Origin of the sequence: Guptibacillus hwajinpoensis, assembly GCF_005144865.1 — a bacterium.
Classification (GTDB): domain Bacteria; phylum Bacillota; class Bacilli; order Bacillales; family Guptibacillaceae; genus Guptibacillus; species Guptibacillus hwajinpoensis_A.
Genome location: NZ_SWFM01000002.1, coordinates 584,122 through 603,448 on the forward strand (window position 1 = coordinate 584,122; position 19,327 = coordinate 603,448).

A 19,327-nucleotide genomic window follows, 5' to 3' on the forward strand; every position below is an offset into this window, starting at 1 on the left:
GTGACATCCCCCTATTAAGTGGTAAAGATTTACTACGATTTCAAGGTTGAACTACACTGTTTTAGGTAATAGAACGGTATATAATGAAAGAAGGTCTTCGTTCTAATTAGTTGTTACTATGTGAAAGGAGAGTGCAGGATGAAACTACTTTTAACTGGATTTGAGCCTTTTTTAGATCATCGTCACAATCCGACGGAACAGATTGTTAGAGAACTGGATGAAGAGGTAGTCGGTGGATTTGAGGTTATTTCTCGTGTTCTTCCGGTGGATTATGAACGTGCAGCAGAGATGCTGATTGACTACGTTGAACAGTGTGAACCAGCTGCGATTATGATGCTTGGACTTGCTGCTAACCGAACGAAGGTAACACCTGAGCGGATTGCCATAAACGTCAATGATAGTGTTGAAGATAATTCTGGGAATGCTCCTGAAGATCAACCAATTGTCAAAGGTGGACCAGCAGCATATTTTTCAACGCTCCCAATTAAGAAAATAACCGATGCGCTTGTGCAAAATGGCATTCCAGCAGAAATTTCAAATACAGCCGGAACCTATCTTTGCAACAATGTCATGTATAGCGTCCTATACGCTCTCGAACAAAAAGGAATGGATATTCCTGCAGGATTCATACATGTGCCGCCTACGTTTGAAATGACACTTCATCATTCAGCGCACGTCGGATTTCCCTATACTAGTATTCGCGACTCGATTAAGCTCATGATTTATGCACTCTCAGAGAAATAGTGGTATTCCTGATAATAATAAATGTTGCAAAAAGCTGATCCGAGATGGTTCAGCTTTTTTATCTTGTAATGGAAGAGATAAAAAAGCTATTAATATAAATCAAATAGTGCAGGAGTATTTTGAATGAGAACTAAATTATTACTAGATCTTTATGTTGGTTATTACGTAGTACCGTTCTTGTTCACTTATAATAATGATCTTGTCTAAAGAAGAGGTGTATTTCTCACAACTAAGTTGATTGGAGCGGAAGATGCTCGACTCCTGCGGGACTAGCGGGACAGTTGAGACCCCACAGGCGCGCCTTAAGCGCGCCGAGGAGGCTCACCGCCCGCCCCGCGGAAAGCGAGCATCTGGAGCGCAAATCAACGACTACTTTTATAGCTAAAACTACCAAAAATTAAAAAGAGCGAATGCCACGACACATGGCATTCGCTCTTTCCCTTACATACCAATCTGAACCGTCGTATCATTTGCTTTCTCGTACAACGTTGGAGTTTCTTTAATGACCTCAATAAATTGTTCAACGAGCTCGGGATCGAACTGTGTACCGGCACATTTCTCCAACTCAATAATCGCTTCACTAAATGATTTTGTTGTCTGGTAAGGTCTTTCGGTTGTCATAGCGTCAAACGAATCAATAATCGTAAGCATCCGCACAAGCCTCGGAATTTCTTGCCCGCTTAATCCATACGGGTAGCCTTTTCCGTCATAACGTTCATGATGTAGCTCTACTAATGGAAGGAGATAGTGAAGCTCTCGATTCGTTGCGACAATCTCTCTACCCCAGATGACGTGCTTTTGAACCATCGCCCATTCATCTTTTGTGAGCTTACCTTCTTTATTGATTACATCACGTGGAATTTCAAGCTTTCCAATGTCATGAATTAAAGCTCCCATCACAAGAGTCTTCTCATCATTCGTGTTCAAGTTAAGCTTCGAACTAAACTCAATGGCGTATTCATAAACTCTTCTACTATGTTTGTACGTATACACGTCTTTATAAAGGAAGATCTTCAACTGTTGTTCAAGGAGTTCCATTTCATGTTTATTGTAATACGTTTCTTTCGCAACATTTTCTGCTTTATAAATACAAACATTATTTTTCCCTTTTGTTTTAGCATAATACATCGCTTGATCTGCTTTCTCAAGCACTTCAGACGTATGGAACATTTCTTTATTGTATTGAATGACGCCTGCTGAAAAGGATAAACAACCGTGTGGAAGAACTTCGACACCCTCGAAATAATTGTCATTTACTTTTTTCCTGAGTTGATTCACAAAATGATAAGCCTCAAGCTCAGTCTTTCCAGGCATCAAAATGGCGAACTCTTCTCCGCCGTATCTAGCAGCTGTACACGTATCGCTCGCATTCTTTTTCAGTTCAGCCCCAAAGTGCTTGAGCAATTTATCTCCTTGCAAATGACCATGTTGATCGTTGTACTTTTTGAAATCATCAAGGTCAATGAGGCCTACGGATATCGGTTGACCTGTTGACCTTGCTGTTCGAATTTCTTCTTCTAAAAGCGATTTGAAATAACCGTGATTGTATAGCTCTGTTAGATGATCAACATCAGCTTTTTGTGAGACTTCCAAATAAAGTTCAAAGTATTGTTTGAATGACATGGAAAGGAGAACTGCAACTGATGTAAATAAAAGTACGCCAAGAATAATTTCCTGTTGCATTAGTAAAACAAGAATCAATGACAAAACGAGTGTTATTAAATAGCTTGAAATTGTTTCTTTAAACATACCGCGAAAAATAGTTAGTAAGTTTTCGGTTGCTGTAAGAAGAAAGAAAATGCCTATTAGTAAGACGTTTAATAGAAAGTAAACGCTTAACGATAACATATAAGCTGTAATGTTAAAGAATGATAGTGTTCCAAGGCCGCCACCTGAAATTAGAAAGATCTCATAAGCCCCAATAATCATGACGCTATATATGGAAAAGTTAAAGAGGTGTTTCCACCAAACAACGCTTCTTTTATAAATGGCATAGATGATGGAGGTTGCGAGCAAGATAGTAAGTGCTAAGTTCACTCCAAGTACAAATAATACCGCCAGATAAATAGAGGAATCCATTGAAAGTGAATTACCGCTAGGTGGCAGAAGAATTGTGTAGTGATTAAGAAGTAGAATGGCTACTATAAACGTGAAGGCCAGACTCCAGTTTGGTGGTGTAAATGTAAGCCAATATTGTGTCGTAAACAGTGTTGTTCCTGCGATTGAAGCTAATAGTATATATACGCCTACAACCTGTGAGTTTTTCTGAAATATGCCCTTCATGTCTCTATCACGCTCATTTAAATTTAGTTTTTTTAAAGGAGAAGCTATGCCTCTCCGTATTTATTAAACCAATTTAAATCCAGAAGTTAGTGCAATAACAGCTGTAGTAATAATGGCAATATTCATAAGGATGCCTGTAAGCTTAATGCCTTCTTTTCGTTCCATGAACATTCACCTCCCTTCAGGTTGGGTCGAGGTGAGAGTTTCTTCTGGATGTTTGGTCTTGACCATAACGTGCTGTATGAAAATGAAAATTCCGATATTCATGACGATATCGCCTATGCTAATGACCTGATCTTTCGGATAAGGATCAGTAATGGGAATAACGTCACCGAGAAAACCAAATAATGTGCTATCCGTTAGTACAGCATGCTTCCCATATAAACCATGCTGAATTGCTTCTGCATATGCTGGATCAAGAATGGTTGCTGCTTCAAGTGAAACTGGCATTCTACCTCCGTTAACGACCATGACAATAAAATTTAATAGAACTCCAATAAAGAGTAGCAGAACTCCGATATTCATTTTTCTGTTTAGCCAGAGAAAGATAAGTCCTACCACGTAAATGATCATAAATAGAGGAGCGCTTAGTGTAGCCACCCAGGAGTAAGAGGTTTGGAATACAAAGACAAGAATTTCAACCAGAAGCAACAAAGGGAAAATCCAACCAGCTCGAAATGACAAATAAGCAAACCCTTTTAAGCTGCCCCTTCGAAGGAAACCGATAAGGATAGACAATAAAATCCCATCAAACACCATATAAGTCACCTTATTTACATGAATTTAGTACTATTTTAGCAGAATGGGATATTATTAGATAGAATTTTCTAAAATTTATCGTGTTTTTATCGTATTAAACGAGTTTGTGTTCTATTTTGTACTTTTATGTACACCAGTTGCATTTACAGGTGGGGGGAGCTATGTCCTAATAAAGTAAATCCATGATAGTATAATAGAAAAGAAATGTGAGGAGGTAGATCGATGGAGAACGTCTATATTGGAGTGGATCTAGGAGGAACGAACCTTCGAGTTGGGATTGTAGATCAAAAGGGTCAACTGCTGAAGGTTAAACAAATTCCAACAGATGCGGAAACTGGGTATGAATCAATTATTAAAAGAATGATTGCTTTAATTAAAGATGTTAAAAAAGCTTATTCAGCTGTATCTGTCGGTATTGGCTCACCTGGTCCATTAAATCCATTCGATGGTATCGTAGTAGCTCCTCCTAATTTACCTGGATGGAAAGATGTCCCGATTGCGTCTATTGTTCAAGAGGATCTTGGTATTCCTGTCTTCCTTGTAAATGATGCAGATGCTGCTGCGCTTGGAGAAGCGATGTTCGGAAGTGGTCGCGAAAGAAGTAGTTCGTTTTACATAACAGTAAGTACTGGAATAGGTGGCGGATATGTACAGAATAACCGTCTCATTCAGGGTGAGCACGGATACAGTGCAGAAATTGGGAATATGATTATTAAACCTGGTGGCATGAGGCATGCCAATATGAATGCTGGTTCGCTGGAATCATTGGCATCTGGCACATCGATTGCAAGAGAAGGACAAGCAAGGATTGGCTTATCTGGGGGAGCTGAAGAAGTTTTTCAACTTGCCCAGGAAGGAAATGAAGAAGCGCTCCGAATTATAGATGAAGCGATTGATGCTCTTGCAATTGGGATTGCTAATCTTGCACATTCGGTTGATCCAGCTGTTTTCATTCTTGGAGGGGGCGTTATGCAAGCAAAAGAGATGATCCTTCCACTTATTAGGGAAAAAGTGGATCAGTATGTGTATGAAGGTCTTCGGGGTAAAATCAAGATCGAGCCAGCTCAGCTAAATGATAAGGCTGGAATCGTTGGTGCAGCGATGCACGGACGCCAGAAGGTAGAGGAACAATAACAAGATGATAGGGGAAATGAAGATGTATCAAAATGAACCGCTTTTTCTAAAACCTGAATTTAAAGATCGGCTTTGGGGAGGTACGAAGCTAAGCGATGTGTTTGGTTATACAATTCCATCTGAAACAACCGGAGAATGTTGGGGCATTTCTGCTCACCAAAATGGTCCGAGTGAAGTCATTAATGGACCACTTGCTGGTAAAAAGCTGAACGAGGTATGGGAGAGCAATCGAGAATTGTTTGGTCATGAAACGGGCGAGCATTTTCCATTGTTAGTTAAAATTCTTGATGCTGATAGAGATTTATCTGTTCAAGTACATCCAGATGATACATATGCACGAGAAATTGAAGGGGAAGCGTATGGCAAAACTGAGTGCTGGTACATTATTGATTGTGATCCAGGTTCTGAATTAATATTTGGTCACCACGCGCAAACAAAAGAATCATTTGAACAAATGATTGAAGACGGAGAATGGGACAAGCTTCTACGTCGTGTTCCAATTGAGCCAGGTGAATTTTATTTTGTTCCAAGCGGCACGATTCATGCTATTGGTGCAGGTACGATGATTCTTGAGACGCAACAAAGTTCTGATACAACTTACCGGGTCTATGACTATGATCGCAAAGACGCTAATGGAAATACCCGAGAGCTACATATTGAGAGATCCATTGATGTATCTACGATTCCTCATCAGGATCCTCCGTTCCATCCTGTTACGATGGAAGAGGATGGACTAACGCAAATCCAGCTTGTTGAGTCAGATTATTTTACCGTGTATCGCTGGGAATTGGATGGAGACTATGCTCTTCATACTGATCACCCCTACTTGCTCGTTAGTGTGCTAAGTGGAGAGGGGAATATAACGTCTGGAGAGGCTTCTTACTCTGTGAACCAAGGAGACCACTTTATTATTCCATCTACAATGAAGGAATGTCATTTCGAGGGTGATCTTGAAATGATTGTTTCGAAAAGCAATAAAGAATAAAAGAGAAGCCAGCTCAACTCGTGAGCTGGCTCTTTAGGTTGCCAACTCTTTTTAAAAGGCTCTTTTCTAAAGGCTTTTTCCTCAAAGATTGTTGCTTTAAAATTTTTTGTATAAAGAGGCAAACATGGTGATTGGAGCGGAAGGATGCTCGACTCCTGCCGGACTAGTGGGACAGGTGAGACCCCACAGGAGCGTAAGCGACGAGGAGGCTCAGCGCCCGCCACGCGGAAAGCGAGCATCCTGGAGCGGAAATTCACTCACTCCAGCAACATTGTCTACGAAAAGAGCCTTTTAAAAGTACATATTTGTTCGAGTCCCTAAATATCCTGTACAATATAAATACAATTAGACGCCTTATAAGTAGGGGAGGATGCTGTGCAGAACGTATTAGCCTATATTAAACCGTACCGGGTTGCTGCGACTATTGCAGCACTCTTAATGTTAGTTGAACTTGTTGTTGAACTATGGCTTCCTTTAATGATGGCAGACATTATTGATAACGGAATTGTGAAAGAAAATCTTAACGTGATTACCAGACTAGGAATTTACATGGTTGTTCTAACCGTCGTTTCATTCATTGCTTCGATCATTAATACGTTTCTTGCTGCATATGTTAGTCAGCATTTCGCTTTCGATTTAAGGAAAGCACTTTTTGAGAAAGTTCAATCATTCGCCTTTAAAGATTTCAATCGGTTTCCCACTTCTTCTCTAATTACTAGATTAACGAATGATGTTAATCAAGTTCAGCTCGTTGTGTTTATGGGACTTCGTATTATGGTCAGAGCACCGTTACTTGTTGTTGGTGGTGTTGTGATGGCCTTCGTTGTTGACGTGCAACTTGCGCTTCTTTTAACTGCTGCGATTCCACTCGTTATGGTTTTTCTGTATTTTGTTATGAAAAAAGGGGTTCCTCTTTTTAGTTCAGTTCAGGATAAACTTGATCGAGTAAATGGTGTTATGAGAGAAAATCTTGTAGGTGTAAGGCTAATTAAAGCTTATCTTAGGGGGAAGCACGAGCAGCGGCGGTTTAAAGGTGTTAATGAAGATTTAATGAATCAAACGGTCTCATCACTTCGCCTTATTGAGCTCGCTACACCTGTTCTGCTCATTCTAATGAATGTAGCCATTGTAGCTGTTGTTTGGTTTGGGGGATTAAAGGTTGTTGCTGGTACCGCACAAGTTGGTGAAATATCCGCCATTATTACATATGGCACAAGGATTACAGTTGCGCTTACAATGTTCTCTTTTATTCTTATGATTCTATCCCGTGCTAGGGCTTCGGCTTTTCGTATGCAAGAAGTGCTGGCGACTGAAACAATTCAGGAAGAGGGGTTAGAAACTACTATGAAAGAACTTAAGACCCTTCAATTTCAGGACGTTAGCTTTCACTATCCAGATTCAGAAGATAATGTGCTGAAACAAGTCAGCTTCTCAGCCGCTCAAGGGCAATTAATTGGAGTAATTGGCGCGACAGGATCAGGTAAATCTTCCCTAGTTCAGCTCATCCCAAGATTATATGAACCTACCGCAGGAACGATCACGCTGAATGGGCGTAATGTTCATGATTTTCAGCTAGAAGAGCTACGCAATCGAATTGGATTGGTCCCACAAGAAGCGATTCTCTTTAGTGGATCGATTAGCGATAATATTCGATGGGGGAAGGAAGAGGCGAGTTTAGATGAGATCATGTCTGCTGCAAAAGCTGCCCAGATTCATTCGTTTATCATGTCATTGCCGAATCAGTATGAGACGGTGCTCGGACAAAAAGGGATTAACCTTTCAGGGGGACAGAAACAGCGACTCTCAATTGCGCGCGCTCTGATTCGAACGCCGGAAATTCTTATTCTAGATGACAGTACAAGTGCGCTTGATCTAAATACAGAAGCGGCCTTGCAGAGGTCGTTGAGCGATTTGCAGAGTATGGTGATTTTGATTGCACAAAAGATAAGCTCGATTAAAGAAGCGGATAAAATTCTTCTACTTGAAGATGGGGAACTAATAGGAGAAGGAACTCATGACGAACTGCTTCTGAATCATTCCGTTTACCGAGATATATTTGTGTCTCAGTATGGAGAGGAGGCTTATCATGAGATTAGGTAAACATAACCAGCATGGGAAAAAGCGGCCGGACGATTTGAAGGGGACTGTCGCAAGAATCTGGCGCTACCTTTCAAAACAAAAAGGACTATTAACACTTGTAATCATGATGGTCGTCGCAAGCTCAGGATTTGGGCTTCTCGGACCATACTTAACAAGCATTGCCATAGATGAATACCTAGTTCCTAGCGAACTTAAAGGGCTTCCTATGATTCTTGGCCTCCTCATTGCTGTCTACGTTTTGCAGTCAGCTGCAACCTTCTTTCAGAATTACTGGATGATTGGTATTGCACAGAAAACCGTTTATCGCATGAGAAAGGATTTATTCCACCACTTACACCGTTTACCCATTCCGTATTTTGATAAAAAAACGCATGGTGAGCTCATGAGTCGGTTAACAAATGATATTGAAAATGTGAGTAAGACATTGAACAGCTCTGTGATTCAGATTTTTGCGAGTATCCTAACCCTCTCAGGAACGGTCGGGTTGATGCTATGGCTCAGTCCAGTGCTTACTGCGATTACATTCACAATTATTCCACTTATGTTTATGGGCATGAGGTGGATCACGAAACGTACCGGATATTACTTTAAAGAGCAGCAACGTAACCTTGGAGAGCTTAATAGTGTCATAGAAGAAACGTTGTCTGGACAACAAATCGTCAAATCGTTTTCGCAGGAAAAACGTGTATTAAAGCAATTGGCTAATAAAAATGAAGCGCTTCGAACATCAGGTTTCTGGTCGATGACTTATTCAGGGTTTATTCCAAAGCTCATGAATGTATTGAATAACTTGAGCTTTCTGTTAATTGCAGCTGCAGGTGGATGGCTGTCCCTAAAAGGGATGGTATCAATCGGTGTGATTGTTGCTTTCATTCAGTATTCTAGGCTGTTTACAAGGCCGCTTAATGATCTTGCTAACCAGTTTAATACGATTTTATCTGCTGTCGCAGGAGCGGAGCGTGTTTTTTCTGTACTTGATGAAAAAGAAGAAAAAGTGGATGACGATGATGCGGTACAACTCCAGCATGTAAAGGGGCAAGTTGCTTTTAAAGACGTTTCGTTTTCCTATGAACAGGATGAAACGCTGTCAGGTGTCTCATTTCAAGCAAAGCCTGGTGAGTCAATTGCGATTGTTGGCCCGACGGGTGCCGGAAAGACAACAATCGTTAACCTGCTTATGCGTTTCTATGAAGTGACGAGTGGATCAATTGAAGTAGAAGGTCACGACATTAGGAAGATAAAGAGAGCTAGTCTCAGAGAAAATATGGGGTTTGTTCTTCAAGATACGTTTTTATTTAATGGAACAGTGCGTGAAAACATTCGTTACGGAAGACTTGATGCAACGGATGAGGAAGTTGAGAAAGCTGCACGTGTAGCAAACGCTCATTCGTTTATTTCAAGGCTGTCTGACGGTTACGACACAATTCTAAAGCAGGATGGCGGTGGAATCAGCCATGGTCAACGCCAGCTCCTTTCCATTGCTAGAGCAGTTCTCGCCGATCCAGCGATTCTGATTCTTGATGAAGCAACAAGCAGCATCGACACAAGAACTGAAATTCAAATCCAGAAAGCGCTGTGGGCACTAATGGAAGGACGCACAAGCTTCGTCATCGCTCATCGGCTCAATACGATTCAACGAGCCGACCAAATTATCGTATTGAACAGCGGAGAAATCATTGAAAGAGGAAACCATAAAGAACTGATTGCCCGCGGAGGGTATTATGCAGGATTAACCATAGGGGGTCAGGTCGGTACCTGACCCCCCTCAAAGACAAACCAAAGAAAGTGTCCGCCTGGAGCGGACACTTTCTTTGGTTTAAATAAGCTAAATCACGCGATCATATTGCAAGGTGGAATCGAGTATGAGTAAACTAGGGACAAGAACAAAAGAGGGAAAATATGTTAATTAGTGGAGGTGGGGGAAGATGAATGAGAGAGAAAGAGAAAATGTGTTTCAAGATGAATTAAAAAGGTTAAGACTTCACGATTACATAAAGGGTGAAACGTATGAACTTGTTTCGTCTGCTTATCAGAGAATGCTTGATACGTTTGAAGATAACCAAAAAGAGTTAGAAATAAAGCAAACTCCACAGCTGCAACCAAAACCGATAACAAAACCACGACCAGTAAAAGAAAAGAAAGTGAAATTACCTCAAGAATTACGAGATCGTAATCTAACATGGATATTAATTATCGGCGTTGTGTTTCTCCTACTAGGTGCATTAGTACTCGCGACAAGTACGTGGGACGTTATGACCTCAGCTATGAAAACAGCCTTAATCGGTGGCGTATCTGCTGTGTTCTTCGGAATCAGTTGGCTGAGTGGGCATAAGTTAAAGATTGAGAAAACAGCTTTTGCCTTTTTGATTCTTGGAAGCTTGTTTCTACCGATTGTTGTGTTATCAGCTGGTTACTTTCAGCTTTTTGGTGAATGGCTATCGGTGACAGGTGCAGGAAATGACGTGCTTGGACTCATAGGTGTAATAATCTGTTTACCGTTATATACCTTTCACGCCTTACGTCAAAAATCAAGATTGTTCGTTTGGTTTTCATTTGTAACACTCAGCATTGGAGCTGCCTTTTTCATCAATTTGTTTAATCCAACAGTAGACGTTTTCTATCTTGGAATAGTCATGTTTAATGGGCTTCTGCTTTTAGCATATGCGAAAGCGAAGAACGTACAGAATCTAGCCCTTTTTAGTAAGGAGCTTCCAATATACGCTCAGGGGAATTTAGTTCTCTCAACACTCCTACTGCTTTTCTTCTTCGAAAGCGAAGTGTTCTATAGCTTTAACGTGATTCTCACTGCTGTGCTTTACCTTTCTATGATTTACATTGGGAAGCAAAAAGAATATCACTTTGTGTTCACCGCATTACTCGTATACGGAATCTATCAATTGATTGAACATTCGATTCTAGGATCCATTGATGTCATGTTATACGCGCTCGTTGGATTTATTTTCATCGGACTTCAGGCGGTTGGACCTTTCGAGAATCCATACTTTAAAAAAGCTTTTCAGCTTACAAGTGCGCTCGTTTCATTGTGTGCATTCGTATTTATTAGTTACAAAGGGCTTGTCTTACGTTACGATGATCCATCCTGGTTGCTCGTTCTAGGGTACTTCATCATCAGCTTGAACTATCTGTACCTTGCGAACATTTCGCGTTATCGTATGTTCGGGTTCCTGTCACCCGTCTTTCTTGCAGCGGCTGGTCTTTATCTAATGAGTTTGGTTTACGAGGATCCATCAAGTACAACTATTATTCTTCATCAATTTCTAACAGGACTAATCTTATACTCAGCCGGTTTCTACTGGAATAAATGGCGGTACACCATAAGAATTCAAACAGGCTCGCTTTTTGTATCTTTTGGTCCCATGGGATTTGCGCTGTTACTCGGTTTAATCACAGAAACGTGGTGGCTTGATAGTGTCATGCTTTTCGTCCTTGGAATCATTTATTTAACAATTTATCAAAAAGGAAAATGGTTGTGGCTTCGTTATGCGGGTGCTGTATTGAGTCCAATTGCATGGACGCTTGCTTTACTTGTACTCTATTTTCTCTTTACGAAAGCGCATGGTTATGACGGGTATGGCTTTCCGCTTCATACAGGTATTACAGCGTGTGTGATTATCGCGCTAAACTACTTATGGAAGAAAAAAGGGAAGAAGTTGCTTGAAGATACTACTTTCTGGACCGGAGTGAGTGTATACGGCATTTCGTTACTAATGCTAGTTGTAACGCCAGTTAATGAGTTGTTTGTTAGAACAAGTTTATTAGTTGGGGCAATTGGTGTCCTTTATCTGGTTTTGAAAAGAACAAACGAATTAACGCTGTGGTATCTTATCAGCTCTTTCACGCTTGGAGCGTACATCTCAGCTGCTGAAGCTTTCCAAATACAAGGTGTCTTTCAGTGGATAATTGGTAGCATTCTTCTTATACTCATCGCAGATACACTAGCGAAGAAAAATAGTTTTGCGCAACGAGCTTTTTTCTATCTTGCTCACCTTTACCTACCCATTTCGCTTTTGTACACAGTAAGTGAATTAGGAGATGAGCCGATTTTATACGGCATAGCGTTAGTAATCTATTTGTATACTATTTTAACAAGAACGACTGAATGGAAAATCCGTACCTCTCTTTATGCAGGATTTACGATACTACCATTTCTCTATATTTCGATTGTCAGTTCGTTTAATCTTAATGGAAATGCACTTACCTACACTGGTTTTGCTTCAAGTCTAGTAATGTTTGCGCTCTGGTTCTCGTTGGGTGATAAGTGGAAGGAACGGATAAAATGGTACGCTGTGCCATTCTCTGTCTTTGGACTTGTCCCATTCACAACTGACTTTATCGACATGCCGATTCTTCCGTTCGTGTTAGGCGCTTCTTATGCCGTGCTCTTACTCTATGTTATGCACAAATCAGGATGGCACTTGTTTTCAATCGTACCCCTTCTTTTTGTGGTGCTGTTTATACTGTCACTTCCATTCGAAACAATGGAGGTGGTAACGGTTGTTCGAGTTCTTTCAGCAACGACCCTTCTCGTAGCAGGATTACTCATTCATCGAACTCTTTACTCGTTCCAATCGAAGAACATACTCGAGAATCACTTAGACTGGTATTCTGTAACGGCATTGTTGACTGTACTAACTCTATATCAAAAAGGAGCGCCTCTTCCTCTTTGGACAGATGAACTTCCTGCTTTATTGATCTGCGTTCTCTTTGCACTTCAAGTGAGAAGAGTTTCTGTTGGAATCGCTTCTAGAATAGCTAAAAGTCTCACAGCTGCAACGTTATTGATTCCTTACTATACGCTACTCAACCATGTTGAGATTAATCACTATATCATCACTGAAGTGTATATCTTGCCATGGCTGGGTCTTACTATTTATCTCTCGAAATCAACATGGTCAAAGGAAAAGCGAATGATGATGCTGATTGAATGGGGAGTTCTAACAATCTTAGCATCAATTCTTGTGGCAGATGCGCTTATAAGCAACACAATCTATGACGCGATTATTGCTGGAGGCTTGTCGCTCGCATCCGTGCTCGCTGGTTTTCTCTATCGAATCAAATCTTACTTTATTATTGGTTGCAGTGTCCTCTTACTAAATGTCTTTGTCCAAACGAGGCCATACTGGGGAAACATGCCATGGTGGGCGTATCTATTAATTGCGGGGTCTACGCTCATTGCTGTTGCAAGCTTCTACGAATGGCAGAAACAAAACAGGGACGATGAAGGAAATACGCTGCTTCAATTAAAGAAACAACAGTTAATGGATAAATGGAAAGAATGGCGTTAAAAAAGCTGTCTCTTTAAACGGTACGCAGTGTACCGTTTAGAGACAGCTTTTTTCATAAGGCTCTTTTCGGAGATAGTGTTGCTTTTGAAAGGATTTTTTAGAAGAACCTGACTTCGCAAATTGGAGCGGAAGGATGCTCGACTCCTGCGGGACTAGCGGGACAGGTGAGACCCCACAGGAGCGTAAGCGACGAGGAGGCTCACCGCCCGCCCCGCGGAAAGCGAGCATCCTGGAGCGGAAATTAACCAAGCAACAATTTATACGAAAAGAGCCTTTTATAAAGTTACTGAAACGGAATTAAAGTGATGGGATATCTACGTCCTCAATAATCCCAAGCCCTGCGTACTTTGAGATAGAATGAACTTCTTTAATCACTCTTTCTTTCTCAGTGGAATCTGTCCACCAATTGTCTCGTTGACCTACTTTTCGATCATCTGAGCAAAACGTATAGGTAATCCAGTCCGGCATATATGTTTTAAGGGTCAACAAACACCTTTTCATATGGAAGGGAGAGCTTACGATAAGCAGTCTTTTAATCGTATGAAGCCCATATGCCTGTTGAAGTACCATCATTGAAGCAATTACATTTTCTGTCGTATTACTAGCCTCAAGTTCAATGAGAATATCTTCTTCTGGTACACCTAGCTTTATTAAATGGTCTTTCATCCAGATCGCTTCTGCTGTTTCGTTCACACCCCACCTTGCTGCAGATCCTGTTACAAGAATAGATGGTGCACGTTTATCATGATATAAATTTGCTGCCTTTTCCACTCGATGGATTGTTTTGGCTCCAAATACTAGAATACAGTCCCCATCATTCCCATCATCGCGTGTGTCATCAAACATAAATGATGTAATTTGATCTTTCGAAAGACGATCAGGATTTAACTCAGATAACCGCATTGCTCTTTCACCTCGATCTGGACATAAAATCCCTCTAATTATAATGATTCGCTTCTTGTGGTAAGGAACCTTTTAAAATAAGGGATGTACTAGCTTATGAGTATGATTACAAAAAAGTGAATTCACCGAGAGTACTTTACATCTGTTAGCAAAAAATCATCCGTAATTCTCTTTAAATAGAGGAATTTCGATCTTCCATATTGAAATTTGTTAGAAAAGTTAGAAAAATGGTAAAATTATTGTAGTATGAATACATAAGTGGAGGGGGAGTGTCAGTGTTTCATTCGTACAAGCTGGAAGGGTTTTTTGATGAAATGCTTGAGAAAGGTCAACAACCGAGAGGACATTGCAAACCGTTCCATGAGAAGTTAACCGATATCGCGCCTGAAGAACTTCAAACAAGATATGAGCTTGCTCAGAGTGATTTTCTTCGTCAGGGCATAACATTTACTGTTTATAGCGATAATGAAGGAACTGAACGAACAATGCCGTTTGATTTTGTTCCCAAAATCATTCCGCCAGAAGAGTGGCAAGTACTTGAACGCGGGTTAATACAGCGTTTTGATGCACTTAATGCTTTTTTAGATGATGTTTATCATGAACAAAACATTCTAAAGGACGGCATTATTCCAAGAGACCTTGTTGTCAATTGTCAGCATTTCTACGAACAGGTAGCGGGAATTGATTTGCCTAGACGACAGCACATTTTTATGGCTGGTATTGATTTAATTCGAGATGATAATGGAGAATATCGTGTTCTTGAAGATAATCTTCGCAATCCCTCAGGTCTTTCCTATGTTTTTCAAAATCGATATGTAATGAGAAAAGTTTACCCTGAATTTTTCAATGAGTATTCCGTTCAATCACTTGAACAACAATTTTCCTATCTCCATTCGGCTATGGCTTCTCTTGCGCCACATAGCAAAAATCCTAATATCGTTTTACTAACGCCTGGTGTGCATAATTCGGCTTATTATGATCATTCTTTCATTGCTCAGCGAACAGGGATTGAGCTAGTAGAAGGGAAAGACCTTGTTGTACGTGAGCGACAGGTATTTATGAAAACCGCTCGTGGTTTGAAGAAAGTCGACGTGATTTATCGTCGAATTGATGATGAATTCCTTGATCCACTTGAATTTCGTGAAGATTCACTTCTAGGTGTACCTGGGCTTATTGATGTTTATCGTGCAGGAAATGTATCAATTCTAAACGGCATCGGAAATGGTGTTGCTGATGATAAGGCAATCTATCATTTTGTACCAGATATGATTCGCTATTACCTTAATGAAGAACCTCTCGTTAAGAATGTCGATACGTATCTTCTGAGGTATCAGGATCAGCTCGATTACGTACTCGATCACCTTTCTGAACTCGTCGTAAAACATACGAACGCTTCAGGTGGGTATAACATGTTGATCGGTCCACATGCATCTAAAGAAGAGATTGAAGCATACAAAGAACAAATCTTAAAGAATCCTGCTGAATTTATTGCGCAACCAACGATCAAGCTATCTCGTCTACCAGCATTTAAGGAAGATCGATTCGCAGCGTGTCACGTCGATCTACGCGTCTTTATTTTCGGTGGAGAGAAAACACATGTATTCCCTGGTGGTTTAACACGTGTTGCATTAAAAGAAGGATCACTCGTCGTTAACTCTTCTCAAGGTGGCGGTGCAAAAGATACGTGGGTTCTTGAAGAAAATCCAGTGAAAGTTCAACGATAGAGAGGAGAGGCGCTTATGCTCAGCCGAGTTGCTGATTCATTGTATTGGTTAACGCGAAACGTGGAACGTGCTGAAAACAATGCCAGGCTAATTGCCGTTAAGTTAACGAGTCGTCTGGAGAATGCAAATCCAATTGAGGAAATAAATCAGAACTGGTATGAACTGATCGAAATAAGTGGTTTTCAGGATGTATTTGATGAGGAATATACCCGCTCAAGTGATCATAACGTAATGGAGTTTTTGCTTTTTTCATTGAAGAATCCTAACTCCATTCTTAATACCATTACGATTGCAAGAGAAAACGCACGGGCTGTTCGTGAAATCATACCGAATGAGCTGTGGGAAAGCATAAATTCTTTTTATCTGAAGTTAAAGCGACACAGCCATACGCCTTGGACAATGGAGGAAGTGAATGATTTATGTGAGTTCGTGAAAAAGGAGTCTCTCCTTTTTCAGGGAATCGTAGAAGCAACAATGCCACGAGGAGATGCTTACCTTTTCATGGAAATGGGTAAACATCTGGAAAGAGCGGAAAAAGCAGCGCGCATATTGGATGTTTACTATCATAAAGATTTAGAAAGCTACCAGAACAAAGAAATTGTTGAGTATCATCACTGGTGGTCCGTTCTTCAGTCTGTTAGTGGTCACGAAGCGTATATCAAAACATACAGACCGCTAATTAAGAGCCGAAATGTAGCTGAATTTTTCATTCTTGACGCTGAGTTTCCTAGATCAATGATTTATTGTATTCAAAAAGTAAGAAATGCCTTCGTAGCCCTTGAAGATGGTCATGTTGAACATTACTCAGAATCGCTTGCACAGGAACTTGAGCACCTTGCCAATGACTTATTCGATTTCTCAATAGAAGAAATTCTAGGACAGGGAGCACATGAATTTCTTCAAAGGTTTCAACACAGGTGCATCACAATCGGCATGCACATTACCAAAACCTATTATCTGGGGGAAGTTGTGATACCATGAAATACGAAGTTACCCAAACGAACACCTATCAATATGAGTTGCCAGTAAGGCAAAGCATTAATCAGTTCAGGTTAAAACCACTAAATGATCAGCAGCAAACTCTTCATGCGTATAACGTACTGATTAATCCTGCTAGTCAAACGTATGGTCATACTGATTATTGGGGTAATTATGTTGAAACGTTCTACCTTTGGGGAGAGCATCAAGACCTTTCGATTGAAACTATCTCCACTGTGGAAACAAAGCCTTTTGAGATCGATGTTAGCTTACCACTTACAGATGAGCAGCTAAAAGAACTTCATTCAGAGGCTTTTAAGCAAGCGCATACGGAGTTCATGATTGAAACGGACTATACAACCATTTCCAATGGAGTGATGGAAGCTGAAACAGAAGACCTGTGGAGAAATGCTCGTGATGAGCTCGATTTTGCGGTTAAGTTGAACGAGCATATTTATAACACGATGGAATATGTTTCTGGAGCAACAAATGTTGAAACAACTGCTGAGAAAATTTTAACCCATAGAACTGGCGTTTGTCAGGATTATACTCATCTTATGCTTGCGCTTTGTAGGTATCGAGGGATTCCGGCTCGCTATGTTAGTGGTTATATCTATAGTGGTGAGAATTCCGCCTACCGCGGCGATGCTGCTACTCACGCATGGCTCGAAGTGAAGATTCCTGGACTTCCATGGATTGGTCTCGATCCTACGAACAATGCGATTGCGGCAGAGCAGCATATTCGTATTGCAGTTGGGCGAGATTACCGAGACATTTCACCACTAAAAGGTGTCTATATTGGCGGAGCACATACACTCAATGTGAGCGTGGGAGTGAAGAATTTAGAAGAGCGGGTCAGCGGATAAGAGGCTGCCCGTTTTTTCATTTTGTTTTACTTCAAGATAGCGTCTGTTTTTACTAGTCTCTTTTCTAAAGAAGTGTCGCTTTTACTAGATTTATCTGTAGAGAACACCACTTAACTGATTGGAGCGGAAAGCTGGTAGGAGCGCAAATCAACCGCTTTATAGCAACAAAGTATACGAAAAGAGCCTTTTAATAAAGGAGGATGTTTTTTCTTGAATTAGTAAGGAGGGAAGATGCTTGAAAATTATTATCGCACCAGATTCTTTTAAAGGATCCATGACAAGTATAGAAGCAGCGGAAGCCATTCAGTGTGGTATTAAGGAAATAAATAAGGATATTGAAACGGTGCTTATACCGATGGCAGATGGTGGTGAAGGAACAGTCGAAGCGTTTTGCTCCATATTAAAGGGTGAAGAAGTGGAAGTGAAGAGACTAGATGATCCGCTTGGACGGAGTATTAATGCAACTTATTGTTGGGTGGAGGAAACGTCTACAGCTGTAATAGAAACGGCTTCTGCCTCAGGACTTCCATTGCTAAAGGAGGGTGAATTAAATCCAGATATAGCGTCAACATATGGAACCGGACAGCTCATTACTTCAGCTCTTGATAAGGGAGCGAGGAAAATCATACTCGGTCTTGGCGGAAGTGCAACTGTAGACGCTGGGACAGGCTGTTTCCAGGCGCTTGGTGTAAAGTTCCGCGATAAAGATGGAGTAGAAGTTCAAGGAAACGGTGGTGTTCTCGCTCATATTGCTTCGATTGACCTTTCTGAAATGGATTCACGATTAAATGAGGTTGAATTTATTATAGCTTCAGATGTAACAAATCCCCTTCTAGGCTCTGAAGGAGCAATTACCATTTTTGGACCGCAGAAAGGAGTGAGAGACATTGATCGATTTGAAGCAGGTATGGAAAATTATAAAAATATTGTGAGCGAACACGTAGGGAAGAATGTAGACAAGTATGAAGGTAGCGGCGCAGCAGGCGGATTTGGTTTTAGCCTTCTATCTTTTCTAAATCCAAGACTTGTTAGTGGATTTACGTTAATTGCTGAACTATGTTGTCTTGAAGCAGAAATTAAAACAAGTGATTTGGTCATAACCGGCGAAGGAAGGGTCGATGAACAGACGCTTTATGGGAAAGTCCCAGCAGGTCTTGCTCGTTTGGCAAAGCAATACAACGTTCCGGTTGTTGCATTTGCTGGTACGACAACAATGATTCACGCTAAGGAACTTGGTTTAAAGGCAGTTCTTCCGATTATAGATGAACCAATGGTATTACATCGTGCAATAGAACGTGGCCCAGAACTTTTATACAAAGCCTGCATGCGTTTTATGATTGTCTATCAGTGGTTAAGTGAAAAGAAGGATTAGATGCTTTAAAAAGATGGTTTTCGTAGCCGTTTTTGCGGTTGATTTTTGCTCCAATCGGCTAAGTGTGGTTTTATACAAAAACTCTATCAAAAACAACATTTTTTACAATAGAGCCTTTCAAAAAGACAGCTCAAGAAGAGCTGTTTTTTAGTGTGTAAAACACCTTATTCATG

The 19,327-nt window shown here is 40.7% G+C and carries 13 protein-coding genes; 10 read left to right on the top strand and 3 right to left on the bottom strand.

Annotated elements, in window-relative coordinates; all coding sequences use genetic code 11:
- Positions 1–138: 138 nt before the first annotated feature.
- The gene (locus tag FBF83_RS10040; RefSeq protein WP_136947012.1) at positions 139–744 is read left to right on the top strand and encodes a pyroglutamyl-peptidase I; all 606 of its coding nucleotides are present in this window, start codon (positions 139–141) and stop codon (positions 742–744) included.
- Between the two features lie 441 nt (positions 745–1,185).
- On the opposite strand, the gene FBF83_RS10045 is transcribed toward FBF83_RS10040, so the two are convergent.
- Complete coding sequence (locus tag FBF83_RS10045; RefSeq protein ID WP_136947013.1) at positions 1,186–3,027, bottom strand: diguanylate cyclase; 1,842 nt, start codon at positions 3,025–3,027, stop codon at positions 1,186–1,188.
- 171 nt (positions 3,028–3,198) lie between these two features.
- The gene (locus tag FBF83_RS10050) at positions 3,199–3,786 is read right to left on the bottom strand and encodes a DUF5317 domain-containing protein (protein ID WP_136947014.1); all 588 of its coding nucleotides are present in this window, start codon (positions 3,784–3,786) and stop codon (positions 3,199–3,201) included.
- Between the two features lie 222 nt (positions 3,787–4,008).
- On the opposite strand from FBF83_RS10050, the gene FBF83_RS10055 reads away from it, so the two are divergent.
- The 5 genes from FBF83_RS10055 (at position 4,009) to FBF83_RS10075 (ending at position 13,311) form a co-directional block, all read left to right on the top strand.
- A complete protein-coding gene (locus FBF83_RS10055) occupies positions 4,009–4,920 on the top strand; it encodes an ROK family protein (RefSeq protein ID WP_136947015.1) in 912 nt (303 codons plus the stop codon).
- A gap of 22 nt (positions 4,921–4,942) precedes the next feature.
- The gene (gene manA / locus FBF83_RS10060) at positions 4,943–5,905 is read left to right on the top strand and encodes a mannose-6-phosphate isomerase, class I (protein ID WP_136947016.1); all 963 of its coding nucleotides are present in this window, start codon (positions 4,943–4,945) and stop codon (positions 5,903–5,905) included.
- Positions 5,906–6,280: 375 nt separating this feature from the next.
- Positions 6,281–8,005 carry an ABC transporter ATP-binding protein gene (locus FBF83_RS10065; RefSeq protein WP_136947017.1) on the top strand — a complete coding sequence of 575 codons (1,725 nt, stop codon included), beginning with the start codon at positions 6,281–6,283 and terminating at the stop codon, positions 8,003–8,005.
- On the top strand, positions 7,992–9,764 hold the full coding sequence (locus FBF83_RS10070) for an ABC transporter ATP-binding protein (RefSeq protein WP_240688052.1): 1,773 nt from the start codon (positions 7,992–7,994) through the stop codon (positions 9,762–9,764). The genes FBF83_RS10065 and FBF83_RS10070 overlap by 14 nt, the downstream gene beginning before the upstream one ends.
- Positions 9,765–9,930: 166 nt before the next feature.
- A complete protein-coding gene (locus FBF83_RS10075; protein WP_136947019.1) occupies positions 9,931–13,311 on the top strand; it encodes a hypothetical protein in 3,381 nt (1,126 codons plus the stop codon).
- A 297-nt stretch (positions 13,312–13,608) separates the two neighbouring features.
- Here the strand turns inward: FBF83_RS10075 and FBF83_RS10080 are convergent, their stop codons facing one another.
- Positions 13,609–14,214, bottom strand: a complete 606-nt coding sequence (locus tag FBF83_RS10080) for a YdcF family protein (protein WP_136947020.1) — start codon at positions 14,212–14,214, stop codon at positions 13,609–13,611.
- 275 nt (positions 14,215–14,489) lie between these two features.
- Here FBF83_RS10080 and FBF83_RS10085 point away from each other — a divergent pair, with 275 nt between their 5' ends.
- The 4 genes from FBF83_RS10085 to FBF83_RS10100 all read left to right on the top strand — a co-directional run bounded on the left by FBF83_RS10085 (position 14,490) and on the right by FBF83_RS10100 (position 19,154).
- Entirely contained in the window at positions 14,490–15,938 is a 1,449-nt protein-coding gene (locus FBF83_RS10085; protein ID WP_240688053.1) for a circularly permuted type 2 ATP-grasp protein, read from the top strand.
- A 15-nt stretch (positions 15,939–15,953) separates the two neighbouring features.
- Positions 15,954–16,919, top strand: coding sequence for an alpha-E domain-containing protein (locus FBF83_RS10090; protein ID WP_136947021.1), 966 nt, complete (start codon positions 15,954–15,956; stop codon positions 16,917–16,919).
- Positions 16,916–17,782 (top strand): transglutaminase family protein, encoded by an 867-nt coding sequence (locus FBF83_RS10095; RefSeq protein WP_136947022.1) that lies wholly within the window; start codon positions 16,916–16,918, stop codon positions 17,780–17,782. The genes FBF83_RS10090 and FBF83_RS10095 overlap by 4 nt, the downstream gene beginning before the upstream one ends.
- 235 nt (positions 17,783–18,017) lie before the next feature.
- A complete protein-coding gene (locus FBF83_RS10100; RefSeq protein WP_240688054.1) occupies positions 18,018–19,154 on the top strand; it encodes a glycerate kinase in 1,137 nt (378 codons plus the stop codon).
- Positions 19,155–19,327 lie beyond the last annotated feature (173 nt).

Bases quoted from the DNA above. Each gene is read 5' to 3' on its own strand.
- FBF83_RS10090 (WP_136947021.1), top strand. From the start codon at position 15,954: ATGCTCAGCCGAGTTGCTGATTCATTGTATTGGTTAACGCGAAACGTG.
- manA (WP_136947016.1), top strand. From the start codon at position 4,943: ATGTATCAAAATGAACCGCTTTTTCTAAAACCTGAATTTAAAGATCGG.
- FBF83_RS10075 (WP_136947019.1), top strand. From the start codon at position 9,931: ATGAATGAGAGAGAAAGAGAAAATGTGTTTCAAGATGAATTAAAAAGG.
- FBF83_RS10050 (WP_136947014.1), bottom strand. From the start codon at position 3,786: ATGGTGTTTGATGGGATTTTATTGTCTATCCTTATCGGTTTCCTTCGA.
- FBF83_RS10045 (WP_136947013.1), bottom strand. From the start codon at position 3,027: ATGAAGGGCATATTTCAGAAAAACTCACAGGTTGTAGGCGTATATATA.
- FBF83_RS10055 (WP_136947015.1), top strand. From the start codon at position 4,009: ATGGAGAACGTCTATATTGGAGTGGATCTAGGAGGAACGAACCTTCGA.
- FBF83_RS10095 (WP_136947022.1), top strand. From the start codon at position 16,916: ATGAAATACGAAGTTACCCAAACGAACACCTATCAATATGAGTTGCCA.
- FBF83_RS10080 (WP_136947020.1), bottom strand. From the start codon at position 14,214: ATGCGGTTATCTGAGTTAAATCCTGATCGTCTTTCGAAAGATCAAATT.
- FBF83_RS10040 (WP_136947012.1), top strand. From the start codon at position 139: ATGAAACTACTTTTAACTGGATTTGAGCCTTTTTTAGATCATCGTCAC.
- FBF83_RS10070 (WP_240688052.1), top strand. From the start codon at position 7,992: ATGAGATTAGGTAAACATAACCAGCATGGGAAAAAGCGGCCGGACGAT.